Raw genomic sequence first — 16,272 nt, forward strand, 5'->3', positions numbered from 1 at the left:
AAAGGGAGGACCTACTGAAAATCAGATTTAAAAGCGAATCCTTTTCAACAACTTTCAAATATTTTCATTTTATAAAATTTTAAAAATCCTAGCTGATAAACAGCTAGGATTCGATTAGCCTTTAAACGTGACAATGGTTGCGCCACTTCCACCCGCATTTTGGGGGGCATATTCAAAACTTTTGACATGTTTGTTGCGACGGAGGTACTTGGTCACCCCTTCACGGATAACTCCCGTCCCGATCCCGTGGATGATATCGACTTGGGCCATGTTGTTGAGCAGGGCCTGATCGATAAAGCCATCTAGCTCTTGCATGGCCTCTTCATAGCGTTTCCCACGGAGGTCCAGACGCGCTCTCGGCCCACTCGTGTTCGAACGTTTGACGACATTCACCTGACGTTTCTTAGGTTGAGCCGCTTCTTTTTCAGCCTTGATGAGGTTGAATTCTTTTTCTTCCAAGGTCATCTTGATCAAGCCGACTTGCGCCTCCCAGCGACCATCTTTGAGTTGCTTGACTAGGGTTCCGCGTTGGCCATAGCTGATAACCAAGATTTCATCACCTACCTTAGGAGCACGCGCCTTTTTGGCTTTTTTCAAGACTTTATTTTTAGAAAGGTCGACGGTCTCAGGCGCTAGTTTTTTCAACTGAGCCTTGGCCTCAATGATCTCATGTGGTTTCAACTGGGATTTGGCGTGAAGCCCTTGAAGGATACGGTCACTCTCTGAGAGGGCCATGTCCACAATTTCCTTGGCCTCTTCTCTTGCCTTATTGAGCTCTGTTTCTCTCTCTCTGGTCAATTCGTTATAGAGCTTTCGAAGAGCGCGATTGAATTTGAGATTTTCTTGCTCGACCTCTTGAATGGTATCCAAGCGCTTGCGACTTTCTAAGGTCTGCGCCTCCAATTTTTCAATAATTTGATTGACATCATTATCCGTATTGGTCATCTTCATGGCATCCTGGATAATAGTCTCAGACAAGCCCAAACGGCGGGCAATTTCAAAGGCATTGGAGCGGCCAGGAACTCCTTGCATGAAGCGATAGGTCGGACGCAGACTCGCTGTGTCAAATTCCATACTGGCATTTTGCACTCCTGCAGTCTCAATTCCGTAGGCCTTGAGCTCTGGATAGTGGGTTGTCGCCATGGTCTTAATCCCGCGTAAACGCAGGTCTTCTAGGATAGCAATAGCAAGGCCAGCCCCCTCTTGAGGATCGGTTCCAGCTCCTAACTCATCCAGAAGGATCAAGGAGGCGGTATCCACTTGATTCAAGATAGATACGATATTGGTCATATGACTGGAGAAGGTCGACAAGCTCTGCTCGATCGATTGTTCATCTCCAATATCTGCAAAGACCTGTGAGAAGATGCCCACACGACTACCTGGATCCGCTAGGATGGGAAGACCAGACTGGGCCATAATTTGCGCTAGTCCCAGCGTTTTTAGCATGATGGTTTTCCCCCCTGTATTGGGACCGGTAATCACGATTTCTGTCAAGTCTTCGGTAAAATGCAGGTCATTCGCGACGGCATTTTCAATCAAGGGATGACGTAGTTGCAAGAGCTGAATAGAGCGATTGTTACTAACCTCTGGTACCACAGCCTTACAATCGCGCATAAACCGATACTTGGCCTTGATCAAGTCTAAGTGACCGATAATCCAAGCGTTGTTAGCAATCTCTGCTGCGTGAGGGCGCAGGGTGTCAGACAATTCCTCCAGAATTTGAATGATTTCATACCGTTCATCGGCTCGATGGTTGGCAATTTCTTCATTAAGATTGACGACTGCTCGAGGCTCGATATAAACGGTATTCCCGCTGGCAGAAATATCGTGGACCACCCCTGCAATCCGGTTACGATAGGTGTTTTTTACGGGTAGAACATTGCGGCCATTCCGACTAGCAATCACAGCATCCGCCAACATATCGGCCTTGCTTTTTAGCAGGTCTTGGAGAATCTCTCTGACCTGGTGTTCATTTTCCTGGATTCGGCGACGAATTTTGGCCAATTTTTCACTGGCAAAAGACTCGACAAAGCCTCCTTCGTTGATAGCTTGAAGCCCACCTTGTAGGCGAGGAAGATCCACCAAGTTGTCAAAGAGGCGATTGAGCCTTTCCAGACGGACATTTTCCAAGTTGTCGTAGAAATCCTTGAGCTCATGTGTCACCCGAAGGACAGCTTTTAACGCTAGTAATTCATCAATATTGAGGGATGCCTCCATCTCCAAACGCTTGGCCACTGGACGAACATCTTGAATGGTCGACACGGCAAAACGAGGCTCTTCCAAGAGGATCTGCTCCATATCTTCTAGCTCCATAAAGGCCGTTTCGATGCTTTCTTTTTTATCAGTTGGAGTAAGGGCTGCTAGCTCCATCTCCCCTTGTTCTGTCTGTAGATAGGGTTCAAAGAGTTGCTTGACCTTGTCAAACTCCAGAATATCTAAGATTTTTTTGTTCATGTTTCTCCTACAAAAAAAGTGAGCGTCCTTCCTTGAATCGGACTTGTCTCACTCCTTTCTTCATTTTTGCTCCTTAAGCTCCGATAATCGCAGTCACCCACAGGTTGTGGAACAGACTGGAACTGATCGGGGTATGAAGGATGATAAAGCGGATCAATCCACTTGCATTGAGTCTATTTTGGATGGAAGCCATGGGAACCGTTGAGAGGACAGTCAAGCCCATCTGGATGACCAAGAGAGTTATTACGACGGCGATCACACCCGCTCCAATTTGATACTTGCGATCCTCCAGTTTTTCTGGCTGAGGTACCAAGTGCATAAAGATCCCAATCACACGACCAATCAGGTAGACCATCGCAAAAATCAATACATATGCTAAACCTGCATAAAAGATGTCATCTAACTGAAATAGGTAGCGGTTGGCATAAAAATAATTCACCGATTGCTGGGTGGGACTCGAAAAAGGAACCCATAGAGACAACACCTTGGCCAGTCCCTTGTAGCTACCACCTGCAATCAAGAGGGCCACTAAGGTCACTAGAAAATAATAGGACTGGAGGATAATCCCTCTTGCATAGCCAATATAAAAGCTCCATGCCAAAATCAATAAGATTAAGAAAGTTAACATGTATCTCCTCTTATTTGGATGATTTATCCTTTAAGTCGTCTAAAGCCTTGCGACGAAAATCATCTAATTCTTTTTCTTTGTCATCAAACTCAATCTCGCGATTCAGTTGCATGGACAAACTGTTTACTGCCAATAAGATCGCGATGGTTTCATCATCTGCCTCTGGCATTTGTTCCTTAATTGCTTGGTATTTTTCTTTCGCAACACGTTCGACTTCTTCCATAAACAAATTATCATGGTTGGTTGTTAAAGTGAGCGCTTTGTTTCCAAATGTAAATTTATATCTATTTAAGCTCGCCATAAAAATCACCTCACGGTATTATACCAAAAAAGGCTAGCTTTGTCAGTAGCAAAGCCCCTCTTCACAGGGATTTTCCAGTGGATTCTTTCTTTCTTTTTGCTCCCTCTCTCCCTGAATTTGTGGTACAATAGTGGTTATGGAAAGTATGACACTCACTCCAACACAGGAGCAAATCCTTGATTTTGTCCATACCTATCGCAGTTCTCTCTCTCAAAGCAAGAACCCTCATATGGATTATTTCTTTCGACTAGAGGGAGCGACCGTTTCGATCTACAAGTCTGGAAAAGTCTTGCTTCAGGGCAATGACCTTACTCCTTACCTGGCCTTTTTCGGGCAAGATGCTGGGAACCCTAAAGGTTCTACTACTTCATCTGCAGGACAAGATCTAGCCATGATCGGAACCGACGAGGTCGGAAACGGCTCTTATTTTGGTGGACTTACCGTCGTTGCATCCTTTGTCACACCTGACCAGCACGACTGGCTCAAAAAGCTCGGTGTAGGGGATTCAAAGACCTTGGATGATCGAAAAATTCAGCAATTGGCTCCTCTCCTTGAGGAAAACATCCAGCACCAAGCACTCTTATTGTCTCCAAAGAAGTACAATGAAGTCATTGCTTCTGGCTACAATGCTGTTTCGGTCAAAGTGGCTCTGCACAATCAGGCCATCTATCTTCTATTAAATAAGGGAGTCCAAGCAGAGCGAATTGTGATCGATGCCTTTACGACGGCTAAAAACTACCAAAAATACGTGAAAGCTGAAAAAAATCAGGTCACCCAAGCCATTGAGTTGGAAGAAAAAGCAGAAAGCAAATATTTAGCGGTTGCAGTTAGTTCCATCATCGCCCGCAATCTCTTCCTTCAAAATCTGGAAGATCTGGGCAAGGAACTGGGCTTTAATCTCCCTAGTGGAGCAGGGGCTAAATCTGACCAAGTCGCTGCTAAATTGCTTCAGACCTACGGGATGAAAGCTCTGGATTATTGTGCCAAACTCCATTTTAAAAACACAGAAAAAGCAAAGAAATTACTAGAAAGATAAGTTATGTCAAAAAGAAGTTCAAAACAGTCATCTAGCTCACCAGTGGTGAGATTCCTTAAAGAATGGGGCCTCTTCAGCATCATCGTTGGTCTCATCATCGCCTCTCGCATCTTCCTTTGGGCTCCGGTCAAGGTGGATGGCCATTCGATGGATCCGACCCTGGCTGATAGCGAGTACCTCCTTGTGGTCAACCACCTCTCGATTGATCGTTTCGACATTGTCGTTGCCAGTGAAAAAGACGACGACGGCAAAACCAAGGACATTGTCAAGCGGGTCATCGGTCTTCCTGGAGATACCATCCAATATGATAACGATACCCTCTACATCAATGGGAAAAAGACCAATGAGCCTTATTTGAAAAACTATATCGCTCGTTTCAAAAAAGATAAATTGCAATCGACCTACACTGGAAAAGGGTTCGAAGAAAATGGAGAACTCTTCCGCCAATTGGCCAATACAGCCCAAGCTTTTACAGTAGACAAGGATGGCAATCCTAAATTTACCTTGAAGTTGCTCGACGATGAATACCTCCTACTTGGAGATGACCGGATCGTTTCAAAAGATAGCCGTCAGGTCGGAGCTTTCAAGAAAGAACAAATCAAAGGGCAAGCCGTCTTTAGACTATGGCCGATCTACCCTTTCAAAACTTATTAGTCTAGATTAACAGACTGAGGCTGAGACAAGTATGTCCCAGCCTCGCTTTATAAAAAGGAAAGAAATGATGGAATATTATTTTTCTGGTACTATTGAGCGCATTATTTTTGAAAATCCTAGCAGTTTTTTTCGAATCCTCTTGCTCGACATTAGCGATACCGATGCTGAAGACTTTGATGATTTTGAGATTATTGTGACAGGAACCATGGCAGATATCATGGAAGGCGAAGACTACACCTTCTGGGGAGAGCTGGTCCATCATCCCAAATACGGAGAGCAGCTCAAAATCAGTCGCTATGAACGTGCCAAACCCTCTAGCAAGGGCTTGGTGAAATATTTTTCCAGCGATCACTTCAAAGGAATTGGTCTCAAAACAGCCCAGAAGATCGTGGACCTCTATGGGGACGATACCATTGACAAAATTTTGGAGGCCCCTGAAAAATTAGAAGAAATCACAGGCCTCTCCAAGAAAAACCGCCTGGCTTTTGTGGAAAAACTCCGTCAGAATTACGGAACGGAGCGCATTCTCGCCCAACTAGCCAACTACGGCATTCCCAATAAATTGGCCTTTCAGATCCAGGATTTCTACAAGGAAGAAACCCTCCAGATCGTGGAGCAACAGCCCTACCGATTGGTGGAAGATATCCAAGGCATGGGCTTTAAAATCGCGGACCAACTAGCCGAAGAATTGGGGATTGCAAGTGATGCCCCTGAGCGATTCCGCGCGGGTCTGATCCACAGCCTTTTTAGCTACTCTATCGAGACTGGAAATACCTATATCGAAGCCAAGGACCTCCTGCGCTATAGCATTGACCTTTTGGAATCAGCGCGTCCAGTAGAATTGGATCCCTCCACTGTCGCCCAAGAATTAGGCCACCTTATCGAGGAAGACAAGGTCCAAAACGTGGACACCAAGATCTTTGACAACAGCCTCTTCTTTGCGGAGGAAGGGATTCGTAGTCATATCGGTCGATTGTTGGAAAAAGGAAAGTCGACTTCATTTGACCCTGAGAAAATCAACCAGGCGATTGAGGAGGTTGAAAAAGATTTGGGGATTCGCTACGATGCGATTCAAAAAGAGGCGATTCACCAAGCTATCCAAAATAAGGTCTTTATCCTCACCGGGGGACCGGGGACAGGAAAGACTACCGTTATCAATGGGATGATCAGTGTCTATGCCCAACTCCACCAGCTGGATCTTCGCAAGAAACAAGACCTGCCGATCCTCTTGGCTGCCCCAACGGGACGGGCAGCTAGACGCATGAATGAGCTGACAGGACTTCCGAGCGCCACCATTCACCGCCATTTAGGGATGACAGGAGATGATGACACCAGCCACTTAGAGGACTATCTGGACGCAGACTTTATCATTGTGGACGAATTTTCCATGGTCGACACCTGGCTGGCCAATCAATTGCTCAGCAATATCGCAATGGATACCAAACTCTTGATTGTGGGGGATGCCGACCAATTACCTTCCGTCAGTCCTGGTCAGGTCTTGGCTGATCTCTTGCAGATCCCAAGCATCCCTCAGACCAAACTGGAACATATTTTCCGTCAGAGTGAGGACTCGACCATTGTCTCACTAGCAGGAGACATTCGCCAGGGCAAGCTTCCTCAAGATTTTACAGAACGAAAAGCTGACCGCTCTTATTTCGAAGCCGGAAGCGAACACATCCCTAAGATGATTGAACAAATCACTTCTGCTGCCCTTCGCAGTCAAATCCCTGCTCGAGATATCCAAGTCTTGGCCCCCATGTATAAGGGCCAGGCCGGCATTGACAATATCAATACGCTCATGCAAGACCTTCTCAATCCAGCTGTCAAAGATCAGGTCGTCTTTGACACGCCAGACTGCCAATACCGTGATGGGGATAAGGTCATCCATCTGGTCAATGATGCAGAAAGCAATGTCTTTAATGGAGATATTGGCTACATCACCGACCTTCTATCAGGAAAATATACGGAATCCAAGCAAGATGAAATGACCATCCAATTTGATGGCAATGAAATCGTCTACCCGCGCAATGAATGGTACAAAATTCGCCTAGCTTACGCCATGAGTATTCACAAGTCTCAAGGGAGCGAGTTTCCAGTGGTGATTTTACCCATAACCAATCAAAGCCACCGGATGTTGCAGCGCAATTTGATCTATACCGCCATCACGCGCTCCAAGAGCAAACTGATCCTCTTAGGAGAATACAGCGCCTTTGATTACGCTACTAAAAATACCGGTACTGCGCGCAAGACCTACTTGGTGGAGCGCTTCAAGGACCTGGACGGATGCGAGGCGACCAAAGACTCTTCTTCAGCCGTTGCCAACGCTTCTGCTACAGTCGAGTCTACACGAAGCAAGGAAGGGACTGTTGAAAGGAAGGCTGAGCCTGATGAACCGACTGTCTATCGACTGACAGAAGACAATCTTCACACCATCTCTCCTATGATCGGACTGACTGAAGAAGAGATTGCAGCCTTTTTTGATGTCAAACAACTTAATTGATACCCCAAAAATTAAAATAATATATTTTTTAAGGCTCATTCAAATACAACTGAAACTTTCCGCCGTGAGAAAAGTGCTAGAAAAACTATTGTTTCTAGCACTCGGGAGTTTTGAAACTTTAGGTTCAAAACTAAGTCATGGAACTTCGTAGAAGTTCGCTGACGTCCGTACTCACCTAAGGAAAGTTTCTAAGATGACTTTGTCATAAATCTTAGGCGACTAGTGAACAAACTAGTCGTTTTCTTTTTCTTCCACCAAAGGCAACTCGGTATGATCGACGAAATTGGTCATGGTGACACCCAAGAGGCGGATTCCAGTATTTGTCGATTCAATTTCTTGAAAAATATGGCGAGCGGAACGATTGATCCGCTCAGCCTCTCGTGTTGGCTCCGTCAGTGTCATTCGCTTGGTCAGGGTGGTGAAGTCTCCATAGCGCACTTTTAAGACCAAGGTCTTTCCTTGCTTGCCGTGTTTTTCCAGCGATTGGGCCACCTTACTGGACAGATTGGTAATTTCTTCTAAAATATCATCTTCAGCATAAAGGAGCTTGCGGTAGGTCCGCTCTTTTCCGATCGACTTGCGGATGCGATGACTCTTGACAGGGCTATTGTGAATCCCTCGCGCCTTACGAAAGAGATCATAGCCAAAGCGCCCAAATCGATCAATCAAGGTCATCTCCGGGATAGCTAAAAGATCCGCGCCAGTATAGACACCCATCTCATGCAGGCGCTCCACTGTCTTCTTTCCTACCTCGTGAAATTTGGCAATGTCCATCTGGCTCAGGAAATCCTCAGCATCCTCCGGCAAGACCACCGTTAGGCCACGGGGTTTTTGGTAGTCACTCGCCATCTTTGCCAAAAACTTATTATAAGAAACACCCGCTGAAGCTGTGAGATGCAGCTCTTCCCAGATCGCATGCTGAATCAAGCGAGCAATCTTGACAGCTGATTTGCTCTGGATTTTATTTTCCGTCACATCTAGATAGGCTTCATCAATACTCATGGGCTCGATCACATCTGTATAACGCTTGAAAATCTCACGAACCTGCTCGCCCACTTCTCGGTATTTCTCATAATTTCCAGAGATAAAGATCGCTTGGGGACAAAGATCCAGCGCTTCTTTGGAACTCATAGCCGAATGAATGCCATATTTCCGTGCTTCATAGTTACAGGTCGAGACCACACCTCTCCCTCCTGATTGACGAGGGTCCTGGCCAATTACGACAGGCTTCCCCTTTAAACTAGGATTGTCTCTTTCTTCGACAGCAGCAAAAAATGCATCCATATCAATATGAATAATCTTGCGACTCGTATCATTCAACAATGGAAATATCAGCATTTTTCACCCTCCTTTTTTCTATTATAAGAAGAAAATTTTAGAATTGCAAAAATCGGCCCCTCCTAAAAACATGAAAATTGATGGAAATTCGTGTTCATTTTCAAAAATGTAGTACAGTATCGCAGAAGAGTTGAAACTGTATTATAAAAGAATCTGCTATTTTTCGCAATTTCTCTTTGTGTAACCGGTTTCTGTATGGTATACTACTATTGTAAGTGCAACAGATATAGTTGCTAGAAAGACAATAGAGGAAAATAAAAATGGTTGTTAAAACAGTCGTTGAAGCACAAGATATTTTTGACAAAGCCTGGGAAGGCTTCAAAGGTGAAGATTGGAAAGAAAAAGCAAGTGTTTCTCGCTTCGTTCAAGCTAACTACACACCTTATGATGGAGATGAAAGCTTCCTAGCTGGTCCAACTGAACGTTCTCTTCACATCAAGAAGATTGTTGAAGAAACAAAAGCTCATTACGAAGAAACTCGTTTCCCATACGATAACCGTCCAACATCTATCGCTGATATCGCAGCTGGATATATCGACAAAGAAAACGAAGTCATCTTCGGTATCCAAAATGATGAATTGTTCAAATTGAACTTCATGCCTCGTGGTGGTATCCGTATGGCGGAAACTACTTTGAAAGAAAATGGATACGAACCAGATCCAGCAGTTCATGAAATCTTCACAAAATACGTTACAACTGTAAACGATGGTATCTTCCGCGCTTACACTTCTAACATCCGTCGCGCTCGTCACGCTCACACTGTAACTGGTCTTCCAGATGCTTACTCTCGTGGACGTATCATCGGTGTTTATGCACGTCTTGCTCTTTACGGTGCTGACTACTTGATGGCTGAAAAAGCAAACGACTGGAACTCTATTACTGAAATCGATGAAGAATCAATCCGTCTTCGTGAAGAAGTAAACCTTCAATACCAAGCACTTCAAGAAGTTGTTAAATTGGGTGACCTTTATGGTGTAGACGTACGTCGTCCTGCCTTCGATACAAAAGAAGCGATCCAATGGACAAACATCGCCTTCATGGCTGTCTGCCGTGTGATCAACGGTGCTGCTACTTCTCTTGGACGTGTGCCAATCGTTTTGGATATCTACGCTGAACGTGACTTGGCTCGTGGTACTTACACTGAATCAGAAATCCAAGAATTCGTTGATGATTTCGTTATGAAATTGCGTACTGTTAAATTTGCTCGTACAAAAGCTTACGACGAATTGTACTCAGGTGACCCAACCTTCATCACAACATCAATGGCTGGTATGGGTAACGACGGTCGTCACCGTGTTACTAAGATGGACTACCGTTTCTTGAACACTTTGGACAACATCGGTAACTCTCCAGAACCAAACTTGACAGTTCTTTGGACTGACAAATTGCCATACAACTTCCGTCGCTACTGTATGCACATGAGCCATAAACACTCTTCTATCCAATACGAAGGTGTAACAACAATGGCGAAAGACGGATACGGTGAAATGAGCTGTATCTCATGTTGTGTATCTCCACTTGACCCAGAAAACGAAGAACAACGCCACAACATCCAATACTTCGGTGCTCGTGTTAACGTTCTTAAAGCTCTTCTTACTGGTTTGAACGGTGGTTACGACGATGTTCATAAAGACTATAAAGTATTTGACATCGATCCAATCCGTGACGAAGTTCTTGAATTCGAATCTGTTAAAGCAAACTTCGAAAAATCTCTTGACTGGTTGACGGACACTTACGTAGATGCTTTGAACATCATCCACTACATGACTGATAAGTACAACTACGAAGCTGTTCAAATGGCCTTCTTGCCAACTCACCAACGCGCTAACATGGGATTCGGTATCTGTGGATTCGCTAACACTGTTGATACTTTGTCAGCAATCAAATATGCTACTGTTAAACCAATCCGTGACGAAGATGGCTACATCTACGATTACGAAACAATCGGTGAATACCCACGTTGGGGTGAAGATGACCCACGTTCTAACGAATTGGCAGAATGGTTGATCGAAGCTTACACTACTCGTCTTCGCAGCCACAAACTTTACAAGAACGCTGAAGCAACTGTTTCACTTCTTACCATCACTTCTAACGTTGCTTACTCTAAACAAACTGGTAACTCACCAGTCCACAAAGGGGTATACCTCAACGAAGATGGTTCTGTGAACTTGTCTAAATTGGAATTCTTCTCACCAGGTGCTAACCCATCTAACAAAGCTAAAGGTGGATGGTTGCAAAACTTGAACTCACTTGCTAGCCTTGACTTTGGTTACGCAGCTGATGGTATCTCACTCACTACTCAAGTATCACCACGTGCTCTTGGTAAAACTCGTGACGAACAAGTTGATAACTTGGTAACCATCCTTGATGGATACTTCGAAAACGGTGGACAACACTGTAACTTGAACGTTATGGACTTGAACGATGTTTACGAAAAGATCATGTCAGGTGAAGACGTTATCGTTCGTATCTCTGGATACTGTGTAAACACTAAATACCTCACTCCAGAACAAAAAACTGAATTGACACAACGTGTCTTCCACGAAGTTCTTTCAATGGATGATGCCTTGAACTAAGATTCAAATAGGTCTTAAAAACCAGTCGGAAACGGCTGGTTTTTTCATCCCCATCGCAAGAGTATTCTGAATTTTGAAAGAGTTTAAGAGCCTACTATATAGAGTTTGACAGCGCTTTCTCCAAGTGTTATAGTAGAGCTGTAAATAATATAGAAGGGGTGATCCTATGTTTTTAACATTTATTTTCGCTATTATTTGGCTCTTTATCCTGATTGCACTGATCTTTTTAGCAACCCTTCTCGTCCAGGATAGCACCGTGCAGCACCACCACCCGAGTTAACGAATGATAAGCCTAAACAATAGCTATTCTAAGCGAATTCAGAAAGGATAAGAAACAAACTAGAATTGTCAGATTTTAGTTCTGTCTCTCGTCCTTTTTTGCTATAATAGAAACAGATTATTTAGTAAGAAGGAAATTATGGAAGAGTCAAAACAGATCAACCAAGTGATCGACGTCCTGATGTTAGCTGGAACCCTCCTGATAGAGAGCGGTTCTGAGATTCACCGGGTCGAAGATACCATGATCCGGATCGCCCATTCACAGGGAATCGTCGATTGTAATGTTTTAGCGATGCCAGTCGCTATTTTCTTTTCAATTGAGAATGCCAATGTCACGCGCATGAAACGGATCTTGCGGACTAATTATAATATTGAAAAGGTCTGTGATGTCAATCAGATCTCTCGTCAACTCGTCTCTGGAGAGATCGATCTCGAGCAAGCCTACCAAGCCCTGAGCGAGTTGAAAATGAAGCGCGTTCCTTATACCAATCTCCAGTTGACCATTGCGGCAACCCTCAGTGCTCCTTTCTTCTCCATCATGTTTGGAGGAAATTTCTATGATGCGATTGGAGCAGGTATTGCGACTGTCTTTGCCTTTGCTTTTTCTCTTGTCGTTGAGAAATACGTTCGCATTCCTTTTGCCACTGCCTTTGCGGCCGCCTTTGTCTTTGGCTTTTTGGCCCATATCTGGACGCGCTATAGTGGTTTTCCTTCCAATACCGATCTCATTATCGCAGGCTGTGTCATGCCCTTCGTTCCTGGAATCGCTATGACTAATGCCGTCCGAGATCTGATGAATTACCACCTCAACTCTGGGATGAGCAAACTCTTTGAGACTCTCCTCATTACTCTTGCACTTGGTGCCGGTACAACCGTTGCCCTCGTCCTTATGAAATAAAATCATGAACCTAACTGAATTTTTAATCCAAGCGGTGGCCAGTTTGATTGCCATCATCACCTTTTTAATTGTCCTAAATGTGCAGCGCTCCATGTTGATTCCTGGAGGAACCTTAGGGATGGGCATCTGGCTACTTTACTATATCCTGAAAGGGCCTACCAATGTCATCGTTGCAACCTTTATCGCCGCCATTGTCGGCTCCTGTATCAGTCAGATTTTAAGTATCATTCTCAAGACGCCTGTCGTGGTCTTTATGTTGTCCATTCTCGCACCCTTGGTTCCTGGATATATTTCCTATCGCACCACTTCCTTCTTTGTCAGTGGCCAATATCGCCAAGCAGTGACCAGCGTGACCCTAGTTGTGATTCTGGCCTTGGTCATCTCCATCGGGATGGCTAGTGGATCTGTCGTCTTGAAACTCTACCATTCCTACCAACGCCATCAAAAAAGAAAAATGACCAATGCCAACTAGCATTGGTTGTTCAATTTTTATGAGTGTCATCGCTTGCATTTTCCACATAAAAGAATACAATAAAAGTGAAAAAACAAATCCTTTAAAGTATGCGAGGTGCTGTATGATGATAAACAAGTATATCAAGTATCTTCCTTATATAATTCTAGGAGCCCTCTCCTCCTATCTATTAGCGACTGATTATGCCCGTAATTCATTTGACTTGTTCTATCTGACCTTGAACTTTATGATTGTGAACATCGCTATACTCGTCTTCTACGAAAATGTTCTAAGAGACAAATGCAAAGAACTCTTCATACGAATCATGAGCAATCCTAAAAAGATAAGCAAGGATAAGAGTTGAAAAGCCATCTGAGGATGGCTTTTTCTTATAGATTCTCTATTTTTCTTTGAAACATTGCAAAATCGGTCCCGAGAATGATTTCCTTGCTGATCTAGCTTTTTCAAAGGAGTTTTACCCTTAAATATGGTAAAATAGTAACGAAATATACTAGTAGATATCAAATAAAAAAGAGGTTAAGAATGACAATTGGGATTGATAAGATTGGTTTTGCGACGAGCCCTTATGTCTTGCGTTTAGAAGATTTGGCCGCTGCTCGTGATACTGATCCCGAAAAACTGAGCAAGGGTCTTCTCTTAAAAGAACAAAGTGTTGCACCGATCACAGAAGACATCGTCACATTGGCTGCTACTGCAGCAGATGATATTTTAACAGACGAAGATAAAGAAGCGATCGACATGGTGATTCTTGCGACAGAATCTGGAATTGACCAGAGTAAGGCTGCTGCTGTTTTTGTCCATGGCTTACTAGACATCCAGCCTTTCGCTCGCTCTTTTGAGATGAAAGAAGCCTGTTATGCTGCGACTGCTGCCTTGGATTATGCTAAACTCCATGTTGAAAAATTTCCACAGAGTAAGGTTTTGGTCATTGCCAGTGACATTGCTAAATACGGAATTGGAACTCCTGGAGAACCAACACAGGGGGCTGGAGCGGTTGCTATGCTGATCAGCCAAAATCCTCGTATTCTATCTTTTAACGATGATAATGTTGCCCAAACACGCGATGTCATGGATTTTTGGCGTCCAAATTATGCGACAACTCCCTTCGTGAATGGGATTTATTCAACGCAACAATATCTAGATTCTCTGAAAACAACTTGGGCGGAATACCAGAAACGGACTGGCCTTACCTTGACAGACTTTGCGGCCGTCTGCTTCCATTTACCTTATCCAAAATTAGCTCTCAAGGGCTTGAAAAAAATCTTGGATAAGTCATTATCAGAAGAGAAAAAAGATCAATTACAATACAACTTTGATCAATCGATTCTATACAGCCAACGCGTGGGAAATATCTACACTGGATCTCTTTTCCTAGGCTTGCTGTCACTACTGGAAAATGACCCCCAACTCAAAGCTGGGGACCGAATCGCCCTCTTTAGCTATGGAAGTGGAGCGGTTTCTGAGATCTTTAGTGCCAACCTTGTTCCTGGTTTTGAGCAACTCTTAGATCACAAACGCATGGGAAAACTGGACCAACGTATGGTTCTTAGTGTTGCTGACTACGAACGACTCTTTTATGAGGAAGTAGATCTAGATCCTAGTGGCAATCAAGTGTTTGAGCCTGCTACGCATCAAACTTTTGCTTTGACAGAGATCAAGGAACACCAACGCACTTACCAGAAAGTAGAAAAATAATGGCACGATTACCAGGTTTTGCAAAACTTTCTCCCACAGAACGCATAGAGGCCTTACTGAAGGAAGGCCTCTTAACTTGGGATGAAGCACAGATCTTAAAAGAACAAAAGGGACTTCCCCTTTCTATTGCAGATCAATTGACGGAAAATGTCTTGTCGACTTTTGACTTGCCCTTTAGCCTTGCTCCTTATTTCCTGATCAATGGTCGTGACTATGTCCTTCCCATGGTCACAGAAGAGCCTTCCGTGGTAGCAGCTGCCAGCTTTGCGGCCAAGCTCATTCAACATTCAGGCGGTTTCACCACCCAGGTGTACCAACGCCAAATGATCGGTGAGATTACTCTGACGGATGTTGAAGACATGGAAGTTGCTAGCAAGCGTATCCTAGAAGACAAGAAAACCCTTCTTCAGCTCGCTAATGAAGCCTATCCTTCTATCGTTAAGCGTGGAGGTGGAGCGAGAGATCTTTGGGTCGAAAACAAGGGGGATTTTCTTATTGTCTACTTGGCCGTCGATCCCAAAGAAGCCATGGGAGCCAATATGCTCAACACCATGCTGGAAGCTCTGACCGATCGCATCCAGGAACTCTCTGGTGGTCAGGCCTTGATGGCAATTTTATCCAACTTGGCTACTCGCTCTTTAGTGAGTGCACGGTGTGCCATCGATTTTAAAGCACTGAGTCGAAATCCTGATGAAGCCATTGAGATTGCCCACCGGATGGAGCTAGCTAGCCAACTGGCTCAAGTGGATCCTTACCGTGCGGCTACTCATAACAAGGGAATTTTTAACGGGATTGATGCCCTAGTCCTTGCGACAGGCAATGACTGGCGGGCCATCGAAGCAGGAGCCCATGCCTATGCTGCACAAAGTGGTTCTTACAAGGGTTTGAGTCACTGGACAAGTCAGCCGGAAGAGAAAAAACTCTATGGAGAGATCACCCTACCAATGCCGGTTGCGACAAAAGGAGGCTCGATTGGCCTCAACCCAACGGTTCAAGTCAGCAACCGTTTGCTAGGAGAGCCTTCTGCTATTGAATTAGCAGGTATCATTGCGTCGCTCGGTTTGGCGCAGAATTTCGCGGCCCTCAAAGCCCTAGTCACCACAGGAATTCAAGCAGGACATATGAAACTCCAAGCACGCTCCCTAGCCCTTCTAGCAGGAGCAAAGGAAGAGGAAGTTCCCCGATTGGTCAGCCAACTCCTTGAAAACAAACCCTTTAACTTAGAGAAGGCACAAACACTCTTACAAGAATTGAGAAAATAAAAGAACTAAGACAAACTAATTCTTTAGTAAATTAGGTCAAGTGATTCTGCAAAGAAATAAAAATGAGTTCTAATTTTTTAAATGAATCGAGAATATAATGAAACTTTCCGCCGTGAAAAAAGTGCTAGAAACACTTTTGTTTCTAGCACTCGGAATTATTGAGACCTTAGGCTCAATAA

The 16,272-nt window shown here is 44.3% G+C and carries 13 protein-coding genes; 9 read left to right on the forward strand and 4 right to left on the reverse strand.

The window, feature by feature from the left end; genetic code table 11:
- Nucleotides 1-114: 114 nt before the first annotated feature.
- The 3 genes from HMPREF2704_RS08295 to HMPREF2704_RS08305 all read right to left on the reverse strand — a co-directional run bounded on the left by HMPREF2704_RS08295 (nucleotide 115) and on the right by HMPREF2704_RS08305 (nucleotide 3,383).
- Nucleotides 115-2,454: an endonuclease MutS2 gene (locus HMPREF2704_RS08295; RefSeq protein ID WP_070586850.1), complete on the reverse strand. Its 2,340-nt coding sequence runs from the start codon at nucleotides 2,452-2,454 to the stop codon at nucleotides 115-117.
- Between the two features lie 73 nt (nucleotides 2,455-2,527).
- Complete coding sequence (locus HMPREF2704_RS08300) at nucleotides 2,528-3,082, reverse strand: CvpA family protein (protein ID WP_003008795.1); 555 nt, start codon at nucleotides 3,080-3,082, stop codon at nucleotides 2,528-2,530.
- Between the two features lie 10 nt (nucleotides 3,083-3,092).
- A complete protein-coding gene (locus HMPREF2704_RS08305; protein WP_003005477.1) occupies nucleotides 3,093-3,383 on the reverse strand; it encodes a hypothetical protein in 291 nt (96 codons plus the stop codon).
- Nucleotides 3,384-3,519: 136 nt separating this feature from the next.
- Here HMPREF2704_RS08305 and rnhC point away from each other — a divergent pair, with 136 nt between their 5' ends.
- The 3 genes from rnhC (at nucleotide 3,520) to HMPREF2704_RS08320 (ending at nucleotide 7,573) form a co-directional block, all read left to right on the forward strand.
- Nucleotides 3,520-4,419: a ribonuclease HIII gene (gene rnhC, locus HMPREF2704_RS08310; protein WP_070846226.1), complete on the forward strand. Its 900-nt coding sequence runs from the start codon at nucleotides 3,520-3,522 to the stop codon at nucleotides 4,417-4,419.
- Between the two features lie 3 nt (nucleotides 4,420-4,422).
- Nucleotides 4,423-5,073: a signal peptidase I gene (gene lepB, locus HMPREF2704_RS08315; RefSeq protein WP_070846227.1), complete on the forward strand. Its 651-nt coding sequence runs from the start codon at nucleotides 4,423-4,425 to the stop codon at nucleotides 5,071-5,073.
- 67 nt (nucleotides 5,074-5,140) lie between these two features.
- Nucleotides 5,141-7,573 carry an SF1B family DNA helicase RecD2 gene (locus HMPREF2704_RS08320; RefSeq protein ID WP_070846229.1) on the forward strand — a complete coding sequence of 811 codons (2,433 nt, stop codon included), beginning with the start codon at nucleotides 5,141-5,143 and terminating at the stop codon, nucleotides 7,571-7,573.
- 231 nt (nucleotides 7,574-7,804) lie between these two features.
- Here HMPREF2704_RS08320 and dinB read toward each other — a convergent pair whose 3' ends face one another.
- Complete coding sequence (gene dinB / locus HMPREF2704_RS08325; protein WP_070846231.1) at nucleotides 7,805-8,911, reverse strand: DNA polymerase IV; 1,107 nt, start codon at nucleotides 8,909-8,911, stop codon at nucleotides 7,805-7,807.
- Between the two features lie 260 nt (nucleotides 8,912-9,171).
- On the opposite strand from dinB, the gene pflB reads away from it, so the two are divergent.
- The 6 genes from pflB (at nucleotide 9,172) to HMPREF2704_RS08355 (ending at nucleotide 16,093) form a co-directional block, all read left to right on the forward strand.
- Complete coding sequence (gene pflB, locus HMPREF2704_RS08330; protein ID WP_003005386.1) at nucleotides 9,172-11,487, forward strand: formate C-acetyltransferase; 2,316 nt, start codon at nucleotides 9,172-9,174, stop codon at nucleotides 11,485-11,487.
- A 418-nt stretch (nucleotides 11,488-11,905) separates the two neighbouring features.
- The gene (locus tag HMPREF2704_RS08335) at nucleotides 11,906-12,664 is read left to right on the forward strand and encodes a threonine/serine exporter family protein (RefSeq protein ID WP_023919150.1); all 759 of its coding nucleotides are present in this window, start codon (nucleotides 11,906-11,908) and stop codon (nucleotides 12,662-12,664) included.
- Between the two features lie 4 nt (nucleotides 12,665-12,668).
- Nucleotides 12,669-13,136: a threonine/serine exporter family protein gene (locus HMPREF2704_RS08340; protein WP_023919151.1), complete on the forward strand. Its 468-nt coding sequence runs from the start codon at nucleotides 12,669-12,671 to the stop codon at nucleotides 13,134-13,136.
- Nucleotides 13,137-13,242: 106 nt separating this feature from the next.
- On the forward strand, nucleotides 13,243-13,479 hold the full coding sequence (locus HMPREF2704_RS08345) for a hypothetical protein (protein WP_037599499.1): 237 nt from the start codon (nucleotides 13,243-13,245) through the stop codon (nucleotides 13,477-13,479).
- 179 nt (nucleotides 13,480-13,658) lie between these two features.
- Complete coding sequence (locus tag HMPREF2704_RS08350; protein ID WP_023919155.1) at nucleotides 13,659-14,831, forward strand: hydroxymethylglutaryl-CoA synthase; 1,173 nt, start codon at nucleotides 13,659-13,661, stop codon at nucleotides 14,829-14,831.
- Nucleotides 14,831-16,093 carry a hydroxymethylglutaryl-CoA reductase, degradative gene (locus HMPREF2704_RS08355; protein WP_023919157.1) on the forward strand — a complete coding sequence of 421 codons (1,263 nt, stop codon included), beginning with the start codon at nucleotides 14,831-14,833 and terminating at the stop codon, nucleotides 16,091-16,093. The genes HMPREF2704_RS08350 and HMPREF2704_RS08355 overlap by 1 nt, the downstream gene beginning before the upstream one ends.
- The last annotated feature ends 179 nt before the right edge of the window (nucleotides 16,094-16,272 follow it).

The sequence above is a fragment of the Streptococcus sp. HMSC076C09 genome (assembly GCF_001837905.1).
Taxonomy (GTDB): Bacteria; Bacillota; Bacilli; order Lactobacillales; family Streptococcaceae; genus Streptococcus; species Streptococcus parasanguinis_I.

What these genes read in the sequence shown, in the direction of transcription:
- HMPREF2704_RS08355 (WP_023919157.1), top strand. Translation starts at nt 14,831, where the DNA reads ATGGCACGATTACCAGGTTTTGCAAAACTTTCTCCCACAGAACGCATA.
- HMPREF2704_RS08300 (WP_003008795.1), bottom strand. Translation starts at nt 3,082, where the DNA reads ATGTTAACTTTCTTAATCTTATTGATTTTGGCATGGAGCTTTTATATT.
- HMPREF2704_RS08350 (WP_023919155.1), top strand. Translation starts at nt 13,659, where the DNA reads ATGACAATTGGGATTGATAAGATTGGTTTTGCGACGAGCCCTTATGTC.
- HMPREF2704_RS08345 (WP_037599499.1), top strand. Translation starts at nt 13,243, where the DNA reads ATGATAAACAAGTATATCAAGTATCTTCCTTATATAATTCTAGGAGCC.
- rnhC (WP_070846226.1), top strand. Translation starts at nt 3,520, where the DNA reads ATGGAAAGTATGACACTCACTCCAACACAGGAGCAAATCCTTGATTTT.
- pflB (WP_003005386.1), top strand. Translation starts at nt 9,172, where the DNA reads ATGGTTGTTAAAACAGTCGTTGAAGCACAAGATATTTTTGACAAAGCC.
- dinB (WP_070846231.1), bottom strand. Translation starts at nt 8,911, where the DNA reads ATGCTGATATTTCCATTGTTGAATGATACGAGTCGCAAGATTATTCAT.
- HMPREF2704_RS08320 (WP_070846229.1), top strand. Translation starts at nt 5,141, where the DNA reads ATGGAATATTATTTTTCTGGTACTATTGAGCGCATTATTTTTGAAAAT.
- HMPREF2704_RS08305 (WP_003005477.1), bottom strand. Translation starts at nt 3,383, where the DNA reads ATGGCGAGCTTAAATAGATATAAATTTACATTTGGAAACAAAGCGCTC.
- HMPREF2704_RS08335 (WP_023919150.1), top strand. Translation starts at nt 11,906, where the DNA reads ATGGAAGAGTCAAAACAGATCAACCAAGTGATCGACGTCCTGATGTTA.
- lepB (WP_070846227.1), top strand. Translation starts at nt 4,423, where the DNA reads ATGTCAAAAAGAAGTTCAAAACAGTCATCTAGCTCACCAGTGGTGAGA.
- HMPREF2704_RS08295 (WP_070586850.1), bottom strand. Translation starts at nt 2,454, where the DNA reads ATGAACAAAAAAATCTTAGATATTCTGGAGTTTGACAAGGTCAAGCAA.
- HMPREF2704_RS08340 (WP_023919151.1), top strand. Translation starts at nt 12,669, where the DNA reads ATGAACCTAACTGAATTTTTAATCCAAGCGGTGGCCAGTTTGATTGCC.